This window comes from Aquirufa beregesia, assembly GCF_011090385.1.
In the GTDB taxonomy this organism is placed as follows: domain Bacteria; phylum Bacteroidota; class Bacteroidia; order Cytophagales; family Spirosomataceae; genus Aquirufa; species Aquirufa beregesia.
The window spans coordinates 63036-75649 of the sequence record NZ_SEWW01000009.1 but is presented as its reverse complement, the minus strand read 5'-3'; the positions used below and the strand labels follow the sequence as shown (position 1 = coordinate 75649).

Sequence of the window (12614 nt, the reverse complement as noted above, 5' to 3'; positions counted from 1 at the left end):
TCGCCTTTTTTTGTACAGAGAGCAGATTATTTTTTACTGGGAATCTTATGATTAAAGAATCCCACTTTTAATCCTATTTGACCCGAAAGTCCAGATAGTTCTGGTAGCTCGTCATTTCCAATTGCTAATCGGTAATTAGCTCCAGCAAATAAACGAATGTATTTATGCACATTTAATTCAGCATTGATTCCAGGTTGTAAGCCAAAAGCATTTCGTCCATTTCTCCAATAAAAATTATCAAATCGTCCACCCGAGCCAGACATGCTAGCTAAGATAGTTTCGTCTTGATACCGAATTACTCCAATCATCAACGGAAAACTTAAATGAACTAATTTATTTGCATTGGGTGTGTAAGCCAAGGATAAAGCGGAGAAATTTTGTCTTAAATCATTGGAATAAATTTCATTTCTGTGGCGCATACTTCCTAAAAAGCTAGCACCAATTTCCCATTTGTTGTTGAGATGCAAGGCCAATATACCACCTTGCTGAGGGCCCAATTGTCCAAATTGGACAAGGGGTGAAAAGGATAAACCAAAACTTTTAATTTTAGGAGAGGAGCCTCCTTTAAATAAAGTTTTGCTTTCGGATGCATCTTTGCTTTCTTTTCTATCTTGTGCAGATAGAGTTGTTTGAGCCAAGACAATATTTGATAGGAATAGGGAGAAACAGAATAGTAAGGGGCGGATTGAATAAAGTTTCATATAATGGTGGTTTGTAATGATGGAACGAAAGTAGAAAGCATTTTTGATCTAAAATTTTATATTCGATTAGCCTAGATGAAAGGAGGATGTATACCCCTATTTTGTCGATAAGTGTGGATATTTTCTTTAGAAGTCGAAATTCGTTTATTCGTCGATGCATTTTACTTGGTAGAAGAGTGGATTTCTAATTTGATGCAGATTGGCTAGCTTTGTAAGGAATATATCACGATTATGTGGAAGGCTTTATTACAACCTAAATCTCAACGAACTTTTAAAATACTCTTCAACCTCATTTTATGGGGCTTGTGGATAGGTTTACCCTTATTAAGTCCTGTGCACCAGTCGCACTCCAATGATCATCCTCACCCGCATCAAAACCCGGAATTCACAGAGCATATTTGGGTGGAAATTTGCACCGTAGTGCCCTTGTTCTATACCATTACTTTAGTGTTGATACCCGTTGTATTTAGGCAAGGCGGCGTGTTCTCCTACATCGTATCCGTTATTTTATTAGTGATTTCCTTTTGGTTTATTCAGTATTTCGTCATGGCTTATGTATTGCCTTTTGACGATAGGGCTTTGGAATGGCCAACTTTGAAGGGCTTTTTTCCTTTGATCATGATTACTGGAATTGCCTCTACTTATGGTTTGTTATTGGAATTCATTACCATTGAAGCGAGAAATGAAGAGTCGAAAAATGAGCAAATGAAGTCGGAATTATCTTTTCTACGGTCTCAAATTTCCCCCCATTTTATCTTCAATGTGTTAAATAGTATCGTGTATTTGATACGTACCAAAGCCGATAAACAAGCCGAGGATGTCACTATTCGGTTGTCGAATTTAATGCGCTATATGTTGTATGATTCGGATCAATCCATGATACCATTGAACAAGGAATTGGAGTACTTAAAGAATTACATTGATTTGCAAAAAATGCGTTTTGATGATGATGTGAAGATTGAGTTTGAGGTAATTGGAAAAGTGAATAATTGCATCATTGAACCGATGCTATTGATTCCTTTTGTAGAAAATGCTTTTAAACATGGGGTTGGATTTGTGGTTGACCCTGTAATCAAAATTAGTTTTGGGATTGAAGATGGTATTTTGGATTTTAAAGTAGAAAATAAAAAAGGAGATCATGATCCCAATGTAAAGGATGAGAGTTCAGGCATAGGTTTGAAAAATGTTCGTCGACGTTTGGAATTACTCTATCAAGGAAGACATGTGTTAGTCATTGAGGATTTAGAAAAGGACTTTAAAGTTGGACTAAGGTTGAAATTGCATAAATTATAAGCTATGGAAAAGTTACATTGTATTGTTGTCGATGATGAAAACATGGGCAGAAAGTTATTGGAAGAGAATGTCAGACAATTGCCTTTCTTGCATTTGGTGGCATCATGCAAAAATGCCTTTGAAGCGATGGAAGTTTTACAAACGCAAACCGTTGATTTAATCTTTCTGGATATCCAAATGCCGGGTATGTTAGGTACTCAGTTTTTACAAACATTGAAAGAAAAGCCTTTAACCATACTTGTCACAGCCTATGATCATTATGCCGTGGAGAGTTATGAGTTGGACGTGGTCGATTATTTGATGAAACCAGTTAGTATTGAGCGATTTAGTTTAGCAGCGCATAAGGCTTTGGAGTTATTTCAAAGTAAGAAAAGTAAATTAGAAACTAGTCCTAAAGCTGCCAGTCCCGAGCTTCCTCAAGAGGATTTCTTTTTTGTGAATGTAGAGTATGCTTTGGTTCGTATTTCTATCCCTCAAATCACGCATATCGAAGGATTGAAAGACTACGTGAAAATCTATTTGGAAGGTGAGAAAAGGCCTATCTTGACGAAGCTAACCATGAAGTCCATTGAAGCAAAAGTGGCCAATCATCAATTTATGCGCGTTCACAAGTCCTTTATTGTCAACATGAGGAAAATTGAGTCCATCAAACAGCAACGAATCAAAATAGGTACTTTTGAGATACCTGTAAGTGATTCACATGCTAGTGAATTAATGGAGAAGTTGAATTTTACTCGTCCGTCTTAATTAAAAGAAGTTCAATGTAAGGCCTCCTGAGAAATTTCTTCCAGGTGATGCATTGTAATACCTGGCACCTATCGCATTTAAGTCGGGCCCAGCGCTGTACTTTTCATTTCCGATGTTATCAGCGGCTAGCCATAATTCCCAGGTGTATTTAGTCCTGTTTTTTCGGTAGGAGATCTTACTATTCCAAACTCGACTGGAAGGAAGGATGTCTGTATTGGCGTCGTTCAGATATACATAGTCAGTCATTAAGAATTGCTGATTCCAGCTTAAACCGGGTAATAATTTCCAAACAAAAAGTAGGGATTGTTGGAATGGACTGGTTCCTGTTAAGAAATTGCCGTTAAAACTTTTTCCTGCGCTACTGTAATCGGTGAATCTAAAGTTTTGCCAAGTGGTCGCAGAAAGTACTTGCAGGTAAGAGGATGCAGTCCATTGTAAACTTAATTCCATCCCTTGTTGGGTCGTTTTTCCTACATTGTCATAAAAATCAGCTCCGTCGGCGGCTCTTCTCAATACAATGGTTTCGTCCAAATTGAATTGGTATAGACTTAGATCCCAAGTTAAATTAGAGGAAGGAATCCATCCTCGATAACTAAGTTCATAATTCCAGCCTTTTTCTGCTCTCAACGAACGATTGATGACATTGGTTGAAGGTCTGATTTCAGCTATGCTAGGAGGAGAAAATCCATGAGCTACTTTGGCTACAATATGCTGATTAGCTCCCAATTTTCTTACAATGGCTAATCTTGGAGAAAAAATACCTTCGCTGGATTGGAATTCGGTCCAGAGTTTATTGTAACTACCTGCTAAAGTAAAAGCCCAGTTTTTTATGCCATCATATTCCAACTGGGTGAAAATACCACCTTGTTGTACCCGGGTATTTTGCTCAAATTGTAAGGTATCTTTCACTCCTTTTCGATTGCCATAAGTTCGGCTATCAAATTGCCCCACTTGAAATTCATATCCCAAATCCCAAGTAAATTGTCCTTTTCCAGCTGCTTGTTTATAATGAATGACACCTCGGTTATTTAGGTTGGGCTCTTCCCTAAACTCATAATTTCGAATGGTTGGGTTTTCTATGCTATTCACTTGGACTGCGTGAATCGCATCCCAAGCCCAGTTCGAATTCCAAGCATTGGAGATATGAGCACCTACAAAATAACTTTTCAACTTAAACGTAGCCATTTGTTCTACGGCTCCTTTGTTGATTCCTGCCGCTGGCCTGGCTTGAGTAGGGTTTTCTTGGTATTGCTTTAAGGTTAATCCACCTGGAGTTTGATAGGCTAAATCTCCATAATAGGCAATTAAATTAATCGCACCTGTGGTACCAAAACTTTTATTCCACTCATAAGAAAACCATTGCTTTTTCATGGCAGATTGATCTCGGTATCCTTTTTGTTGCCAAAATGAGGTATAAAAGCGGTGGGAGCTTGTTGGCTTTCCCAATCGGATATCCCACGATTGTTTGTATCCACCTAAGGAATGAACAATTTCTTGATGCTGAACTGAAGGGGCACGGTATGCCTGACTAGAAAGTAGCAAGACACCACCAGTTCCTGCTCCATAAAGACCACCGCTAGGTCCTTTGGAAACTACCACTTGTTGAAATTGCTCAGGATCTAATAAGGAAAAATAGGAATTATTTCCCGCATCAGTAAAGGACATTTGGTTCCAATATATTTTTACGTTTCGGACTCCAAAGGGAGCACGAAGCGAGCTACCGCGGATGGCTAAACGATAACTACCTGGTGAGCGTTCTTCCATACGAATACCTGCTTGGGAATTTAATGCGGGTAAAAAACTTAGGGCATTGCCTACTAGAAGTTTACTGGAATCTAGTAGTACAATGGCATCTGGAGAGCGAAGTGGATTGCGTTTCTTTTCAAAGGCTTGAACTTCTACATTCGCTAATGTTTTATTCGAAAATTCATCCTTGGTTTGTGACCAAGCAAGTGTAGGGATAAGCAAAAAAATACAAATCCTGGTGATAGAAGCAATGAGTAATTTCATTAAAAATAATAGGTAAGGTAGGCAGAAAGAAAATGTACGCTCGAAGCAGGGATCGATTTAGAATTTGGATTCGAGGAAGAGCCCAAGTTAAGCAATTCATACATGAATGTTGCCCCGATTTGTTGGCGTTTATATTCTATTTTTCCTTTGAATGAAAAGTCATTTTCCGTACTTAAGGTTTGAAAGGGGACACCGACATATCGACCAAACAAAGTTACTTCCCGAATGATAGGTTCAAATACTTGTGCAGAAAAAGTGAAGGCATTTTTACCAGGAATTTTTACTCCAAAACCTGCAGTAATGCCATGTAAGCTGTATTTTTCTTCTTCAATGTATTTATAGGAAGGAGTAGAAATTTTTCTAGCCAAAGATTTGCTATAAATACTCAGCATGGGATAGAAGAATGGATCTACTTTTTTGGCTTTATGTTGCCATTTTATGCCTAATTCAGCTTCACCACCTCGGTAGGCAGATTCTAAATCATTTAAATTAGTTGGGGCATTTTGCGGTTCAATAAAGCTATAATTGGCTAAGTCTACAGGAGAATGATGCGTGTTTCCATAGGTTTTTAAGCGAAGGAAAAATAGTTTATTGGAATTGGGCTTTTGAAAGGTGATTTGAGTGGAGAAATCAATGGTTTGTTGATTTTCATACCACATGACATAGCTACTTCCCACACTGGTTTCTAATTTGAACTTTTGCCCCCAACTGATGGGTCCGGAAAAAAGTAAAAATAGTAGTAGTAAGTAGCTTAGTTTTTTCATATTCCTGTAAAATTAAAAAAGATTACCAGTATTTACCTCTTTTTTGCCAGGTAAAAAGTAGGCCTCTAGTGATGATAATCAGGTGGTTAAAGCAAGTGGTAAAAAAACCAAAATGCTTACTTAGTATTTGAAATCTTTCTTTCCAAGTCGTTTTTAGATTTTTAACGGAAGCTCCACCCATTAAATACCGACAAATGGGATATTGGGTCTTTTGGATATGCTGAGCCAATTTCAAACAATTGATTTCCCAATCAATATCGGAACTCATCCGATAGTCCATGGAAAAAGCTGGGGCTAGCTCCCTTTTTGCAATGAAAGATTGATGGCAAACCAGCATTCCTTTGTCAAAATCTTTCCAAGTCAAGTGCTCGGGAAGAGGATGAGGACTAACTTCCGAACGTAAGCCAATAGCCTTTCCAGCAGGATTCACAAATATGGCATCTCCATATAGTACGTCGGGATTATTTTTTAAGTCGATGAGTATTTGTCTAAGGGTATCTGGACCAGCAAAAGTGTCACCTGCATTTAAAAAATACAGGTATTTGCCTGTGGCCAATTTCATTCCTTTGTTCATGGCATCATATATGCCTTTATCTGGCTCAGATACAATATAGGCTATCTGCGTGGCATAAGCTTGTACTAGCTCCAAGGTGCGATCACGGGAGCCCCCATCCATGATGATGACTTCAAAGTCCTGCTCATCCTGAGAAAAAATGCTGCGTAAAGTATTTTCAATGTAGGCTTCCGCTTGGTAAGTGACCGTGATGATACTGAGAAGTTTCGACATACTATAGGCAAGTTTGATAGAACAGTAGGTGTTTTTGTGCAATGATAGAGGCCTCGTAATGAGATGCTACTTTTTTTCTTGCCTCCAGGCCTAGGGCTTGGGAACGTGGAAGTATATAAGAAATACCCTGGCAAAGGTCTGCTGCTTGAAGTTTCTGAGCTACATATCCATTGCTTTGATGATCAATCATTTCGGGGATTCCACCCACTTGAAAACCTAGACACGGAGTTCCACAAGCCATGGCTTCCATGATGGTATTAGGTAAGTTTTCTTCTAAAGAAGGGGTAATAAACATATCAGAGGCCTGATAAGCCAAAATCATAGTTGCCACATCTTGCACCTTGCCTAAGGTATGGATGTGCAATGCCAAAGATTGCATGATATCTGGATCTGAAATTTCACCTACAATCAAAAGTTCGGTTTGTTGTGCTAAGTCAGGATGCTCTTCCGCCCATTGTTGTAAAGCGGTTTTTAAATAAGAAAAGCCTTTTTCAGGGGCAGAAACACGCATGGCTACAAACAATAAATACTGTTTATCGGGATGGAGTCCCAAAGAAATTTTGGCTTGAGTAGCATCACCCGGTTGGAAGATTTCTATGTCAATGGCGTTGGCGATAGTTTTTATGTTGGCGCCCTGTAAAATACTACTTGATTTAGCCCGATTACCCAGCCAATCAGAGCAAGTGATGATATGTAAATTGGGATAATGAAACTGCTTGAATTTTTGGACCCATAATTGATTTGACAAATCCTGAGGTTCTGGTTTAGCTAAAAACTTACAATTTCCACAAGCCTGTTCATAGCCTAGGCAAGTTCCACTATGATGACATCCACCCGTGAATGTCCACATGTCGTGCAGTGTCCAGAAAACGGGCTTATTCAACAGCAAGAGTTTTTCTATTGTATGAATGGAGAGAAATCCGAAATTGACCCAATGTACATGAATGATATCAGCCTCTTGGACGGCTGGGTGCTGGGATATATCTTGGCCAAAAATGCCAGGATTAAATAGGAATCGAATGGATTTATCTCGTTCAAATCTGGCAAAATAGAGTCTTTCTGCCACGAACCGAAGGAAGGCCAGCCACTTTTTCCAAGGAGAGGAAGCGAGAGAAATACTAGCATCTTCACCCGACTTCTCTTGAACTAACAGTTTAACGTGATGCCCTGCTTTCTCTAAAGCATCACGGAGTCGACCGCAGGCAATCGCCGCTCCACCATTGTGATTATGGTAAGAGAGTAAAACGATTTTCAAGGGTCTATCTAGGCTCATGAATGAGGGAACAATTGGTGAATAATGGCGGCAATTCTGTCGGCTGTATTTCCATCCCAAAGAGGAGGTACTTCCCCTTTTTTGACTTCACCATTCAAAATGGCAAGTAAGGCGGCATAGGTTTTTTTAGGATCTAAATCTGCCAATAATTGGTTGGTTCCTAAAGTAACGGTGATCGGCCTTTCTGTACTATCTCGGAATGTTAAGCAAGGAATACCTAAGTAAGTAGTTTCTTCTTGGATTCCCCCCGAATCCGTTAAGATAGCGGAGGCATTGGACATCAATTGAATGAATTCCAAATAACCCAAAGGCTCCGTTAATATTAAATTCGGAATTTGATTCAGTCGATTCGTTAACTGAAATTTATCGATATGGGCTCTCGTTCTTGGGTGGATAGGGAATACCACCTTGGTTTGAGAAGTACTTAATTCTAATAATTCCAAGATGGAATGAAGCCCTTGTTCGGTATCTACATTGGCTGGACGGTGCATGGTCACCACGATAAATTGCTTGGGTTGAACCTGCAAATCCACCATAATGGTACTCTGTTTGGCCTTTTCACGGTAGCGCTCTAGGGAATCTATCATGACATTTCCCACAAAGAATACTTTTTCGGGAGCCACACCTTCATGTTTAAGGTGTTGCATGCCACTCTCTTCTGTGACAAAAAGGTAATTAGCTACGGAGTCCGTTAAAATTCGATTAATCTCTTCAGGCATTTTGCGGTCGCCACTGCGTAAACCAGCTTCTACATGGGCGATAGGGATATCCATTTTGATGGCCACCAAGGTGCATGCTAGGGTAGAGGTTACATCGCCCACCACAATAATCAAATCCGGTTTTTCGGCTTGAACGATGGGTTCAAAAGCCAACATGATTTTGGCGGTAACTTCAGATTGTGTACCACCTCCAATACCTAAGAAAAAGTCGGGTTTAGGAAGTTCTAATTGAGTGAAAAATACATCACTCATTTTGGCATCAAAATGCTGACCAGTATGTACAATTTTGGATTCCCAACCTTCCATTTGTTGGATGGCACGGTGTAGAGGTGCTACTTTCATGAAATTAGGTCTGGCACCTACTATTTGTAATACTTTCATTTTTTTGTTGTGTATTAGATGAATTTCTTACCGCTTATTTTGATGATTGATGGCAAATTTAAAAGCCTCCATATAATTAGTTAAAACCGTATGGATATTGATTTCTTGTTCAATAATCTTTTTGGAAGCTAATCCCATGGCTGTGATTTTTTCGGGATTTTGGAATAAGTCAGCGATCACTTCCACTAGGCTTTTCAATGAACCGGATTCAAAATATCGACCATTGATGCCTTCCTTGACTAACCTTTTTTCTGTGCCATCGGCCACCGAACAAACCACGGGCTTGCCAAAACACATGGCCTCATTGATGGATAAACCTCCCATGCCTGCCAGGACATAAATGCCAGATGCTAAGGTGATTTTACCTAATTCTTGCATATCATATATTCCTCCCCAAAAGTGAATATACTCATTTGCATCTAAGCTTTCGGCCAGTTGTTTTAGGGAGACTAATTCAGGGCCATCACCTACAATGTGCAATTCTGTCTGTGGAAATTGAGCCTTAAGTTGTACTGTTGCATGAATTAATAAGTCGACCTGCTTCCACTTCACTAACCTGCCTACATGCAATAATCGATATGGATGCATTTCCGGTAATCCTTCCTTTTCTATGGCCGCGTATTGCTGGGCTATGTAATCGGTATCTGGAGAATTGGCGGTTACAAAGACTTTTTCTGTGGGTACCCCATAGCTAGCATGGATTTGCTTGGCTTCATCTAAATAATTGATGTGGGCATCTACCAGATTAACAAAACGTTTCCGACTTTCCCTCACCATCCAATATTTTAAGTAAGCAAGGGGCGATGGACTTTTCTGATGTTGTTGGTTATTTTCGGTAATTCCTCCTCCCCGTAAATAGTAATCAATGGCTTCAGGGTAGCTTGGAACCTGAAAAGGAATTTCTTTGGAAATCAGCGCTACATGTTGCTGGCGTAAAAAGCGATACCAAGTGGGATAAAAAACATAAGCCAGTTGGTATGGCCAATTGACCATCAATACATCAGGTTTTTCTTGAAGAATTAAATCCTTTAAGCTCTTAAAGAACTTTTTACCATAGTACGTTGTGTACTCTTCCGCATAAATCACTTTGAATTCTATGCCACTTTTACTTTCAAATACCCCTGCACCTAAGGTGGCACCATTGCCTGATGGAACTACGACCACTACCTCCACGCCAAATTCATGCTGAAGTTTATTCAGCACCAAATTATAATAATGAGGAAGGCCTCCGGCCAAGGACATTAATTTCATTTTTTCCAATAATTTTTAATCAATTGGTTTATATCTGGAGATAAATTAAATTTCCAGGCGGCCAATAAAAACAAGGTACTAACACTGATGGTCTTTAAGCTTAAGTTGAAAAACCAGCTCATCCATTTTCCCCCACCAATGATAGGTAACTGATTGACTAACAGGTAAATAATTCCGCTAACCACTAGAATACCTAAGGTGCGTATTTCAAAGGGTTGTAGGCCCATTTTGGCCCAAATGAACAGGTATTTGAGGGCATTGTAAATAAATAAAGCCAATAGGCTAGCAAAGGCTGCCCCATTAAATGAATAAAGTGGGATAAATATTAGATTTCCAATAACCACAATGCTCGCCAAAATGATGTAAAAAAGTAAGTCGTAGCGGTAAAATTTGGAATTAATTAAAATTTCCGAATTTAAGCCTGTGCCCATGTCTATGATTTTACTAATACCCACCATCAAGACAACCCACTTTCCTGTTTCATATACCTCACTTCTAGGGATGATTTGGTAGATTTGATCCAGATTAACCCATACCAATAGAAATAAAAAGCAACCCACTAAGAGTAAGTTCAAAGACGATTTCTTGTAAATTTCTTCTATTTGGCTGCTATCATTGCGCTTCCAAGCTTGGGCTAGTAAAGGGGTAGAAATAGCTGCAATGACATTCCTCGGAATCGCAATCATCAAAGCCATTCGGGAGTTGATGTCAAAAATGGCTGTGGTACCTAAACCTCCAGCGTAGGCAGGTAACATGATTTTTTCTACATGTTGAATCAAGGTAAAACTAGCACCTGCCAATATAACCCAAGCCCCGTAGCCCATCATTTCTTTGAAAATAGGTTTTCTCAAAAAGGAAAAATCCATTTTGGTATAAAAACGTTTTAACTGTTTAATGTAGAGTAAAAGCGCCACAACGGCTAGGATATAGGAAACGGTAATACCTTGAACTAATTGATGGAAATTTAGAAAGCCCCATCCATAAGCCACAATCAACAAGGCATTGGCGATTCGTAAATAGAGCTCTCGAATGATGGCTGGTACTACGATGCGTAAATGTACTCGGGCATAGGATTCTAATACACTCATGTATAGAAAACTAGCCGTTAAGGGTATGATGTAATAAAAATAAGTCGGGAGTAAAGGAGAGTTTTCAGCATAAAATTGATTGAAAACTCCCCTAAGCGCGATATAGCCCAAACTAAATAAGCTCAGTCCTACCAATGGAGAAAGCAGCAAAAAAGTAAAAAAACCACCATGCTGATTTTCCGGATTATCGAAATGAGGAAAAAAGCGAACGGCAATATGGGGTATACCAAAATGGGTAAAAGAGGAAAAAATCAAGGGAATGCTGACTAAAGCACCGGCTATCAAACCAACCTCGGCTTGGCTAAGAAATTTATTGTAGAGAAAAATGACATTGAACGTCCCGATGGCCGTACCTAAGTAGGTAACAATTGAGCCTTTTAAACTTTGTCGGATGACGATCCCCATGCGATTTTTTTAGAATAATCAACAAATTTACACAATTGCCTTCATTGAACGAATTCAAATTTTAGGACAATAATTGTTTGATGCTTTGACTTAATTTCCCCACTTCATAATGCTCCTGCATATGCTTTCTTGCGGCTATTCCCATTTGTTGACATAATTCAGCATCCGAAGCCAAGCGAATCAAGGCATTTCCCATGGCTTCTACATCATGCTCATCCACTAAAATACCTGTTACTTCTTCTATTACAGCTTCTGGAATTCCGGCATGTCGGGTAGATATAATGGCCAAACCCGTGGCTGATGCTTCTAAAATGGCTACTGGTGTACCCTCAGAATCTCCAGAAGGGGTAACAATGGAATGCTGGATGAAGGTGTCAGATGCTTGCAATAAAGGCAAATATTCCGCTGGCGATTTAGCTCCTAAAAAATGGATGTTCTTTTCCAGATGCTGAGCTGAGACATAGTCTTTGGCTTCTTGCCATAGTGGACCATCGCCGACCATATTGAATTGAGCGTCAGGAAATTGTTTCAGCAGTATTTCAAAGGATTTGATGCTTAGCAAAGAGCCTTTTTTGGCTGCAAAGCGCGCTACTGAAATGAGCTGGAAAGCAGCAGATTTTTTCTTTTGGCTTGCTGGGTAAAATTGATTCAGATCTACCCCACAAGGAATGACATGTAGATTGGGCAAAGGCCCACAGATCTTTTCCAAGGTCGGTTTCATGGCAGAGGCTACCACAATAATGGCCTTGGCTTTAGGTAATATCTGGACATACCTAGCACCGTAGTCTTCCAAGGTTTTGGTTTCATTGGCATCAAAACCTAAAAAGACAATTCCAAAGGGAATATTTTCGGCCTGACAAGCTTCAAAAATATGTGTACCTAATGGGCCATAATTGGCTAAAAATGCTTCTATTTGATTATTTTGGAGGTATTTTCTTAGGAAATACGTGTAAATCTTTTGGTATAAATCAGGTAAAAGTCGACGGAGACTACCTCTAACCACAAGCTGATTCAAAGGGAAGGGGTAAATGGAGCCACCGTTGTACAATCGACTCGGCTGCCAACCTTCATATAGAACCGTGTGTGGTTGAAGCTGTTTGATTTGCTCATCAATGAAGGTTTCAGAATAAGAAAAGTAATTGGATCGAGCAATAAGAAGCTTCATCGAATGGGGTTCGAGGTGAATGAATTAACG

At 39.4% G+C, this 12614-nt stretch carries 11 protein-coding genes; 2 read left to right on the top strand and 9 right to left on the bottom strand.

The features are described from left to right. Nucleotides 1-26: 26 nt before the first annotated feature. On the bottom strand, nucleotides 27-701 hold the full coding sequence (locus EWU23_RS12245) for a hypothetical protein (RefSeq protein ID WP_166232606.1): 675 nt from the start codon (nucleotides 699-701) through the stop codon (nucleotides 27-29). Nucleotides 702-932: 231 nt separating this feature from the next. Here EWU23_RS12245 and EWU23_RS12240 point away from each other — a divergent pair, with 231 nt between their 5' ends. Beyond that, nucleotides 933-1994, top strand: a complete 1062-nt coding sequence (locus EWU23_RS12240; protein ID WP_166232604.1) for a sensor histidine kinase — start codon at nucleotides 933-935, stop codon at nucleotides 1992-1994. Nucleotides 1995-1997: 3 nt separating this feature from the next. After that, entirely contained in the window at nucleotides 1998-2741 is a 744-nt protein-coding gene (locus EWU23_RS12235; RefSeq protein WP_166232602.1) for a LytR/AlgR family response regulator transcription factor, read from the top strand. Here EWU23_RS12235 and EWU23_RS12230 read toward each other — a convergent pair whose 3' ends face one another. The 8 genes from EWU23_RS12230 to EWU23_RS12195 all read right to left on the bottom strand — a co-directional run bounded on the left by EWU23_RS12230 (nucleotide 2742) and on the right by EWU23_RS12195 (nucleotide 12584). Then, entirely contained in the window at nucleotides 2742-4751 is a 2010-nt protein-coding gene (locus EWU23_RS12230; protein WP_166232600.1) for a TonB-dependent receptor, read from the bottom strand. It lies immediately after the preceding gene. Then, entirely contained in the window at nucleotides 4751-5515 is a 765-nt protein-coding gene (locus EWU23_RS12225) for a hypothetical protein (RefSeq protein ID WP_166232598.1), read from the bottom strand. Before EWU23_RS12225 ends, EWU23_RS12230 begins: the two co-directional genes overlap by 1 nt. Before the next feature lie 22 nt (nucleotides 5516-5537). Next, nucleotides 5538-6302, bottom strand: a complete 765-nt coding sequence (locus EWU23_RS12220) for a glycosyltransferase family 2 protein (RefSeq protein WP_166232596.1) — start codon at nucleotides 6300-6302, stop codon at nucleotides 5538-5540. A 1-nt stretch (nucleotide 6303) separates the two neighbouring features. Further along, nucleotides 6304-7575 carry a glycosyltransferase gene (locus tag EWU23_RS12215; protein WP_166232594.1) on the bottom strand — a complete coding sequence of 424 codons (1272 nt, stop codon included), beginning with the start codon at nucleotides 7573-7575 and terminating at the stop codon, nucleotides 6304-6306. Beyond that, entirely contained in the window at nucleotides 7572-8675 is a 1104-nt protein-coding gene (gene wecB / locus EWU23_RS12210; protein WP_166232592.1) for a non-hydrolyzing UDP-N-acetylglucosamine 2-epimerase, read from the bottom strand. Before wecB ends, EWU23_RS12215 begins: the two co-directional genes overlap by 4 nt. A gap of 27 nt (nucleotides 8676-8702) precedes the next feature. Further along, nucleotides 8703-9926 carry a glycosyltransferase family 4 protein gene (locus EWU23_RS12205; protein ID WP_166232590.1) on the bottom strand — a complete coding sequence of 408 codons (1224 nt, stop codon included), beginning with the start codon at nucleotides 9924-9926 and terminating at the stop codon, nucleotides 8703-8705. Beyond that, entirely contained in the window at nucleotides 9923-11419 is a 1497-nt protein-coding gene (locus EWU23_RS12200) for a polysaccharide biosynthesis C-terminal domain-containing protein (RefSeq protein ID WP_166232588.1), read from the bottom strand. Before EWU23_RS12200 ends, EWU23_RS12205 begins: the two co-directional genes overlap by 4 nt. A 61-nt stretch (nucleotides 11420-11480) precedes the next feature. Next, nucleotides 11481-12584 carry a glycosyltransferase gene (locus EWU23_RS12195; protein WP_166232586.1) on the bottom strand — a complete coding sequence of 368 codons (1104 nt, stop codon included), beginning with the start codon at nucleotides 12582-12584 and terminating at the stop codon, nucleotides 11481-11483. Nucleotides 12585-12614: the final 30 nt, after the last annotated feature.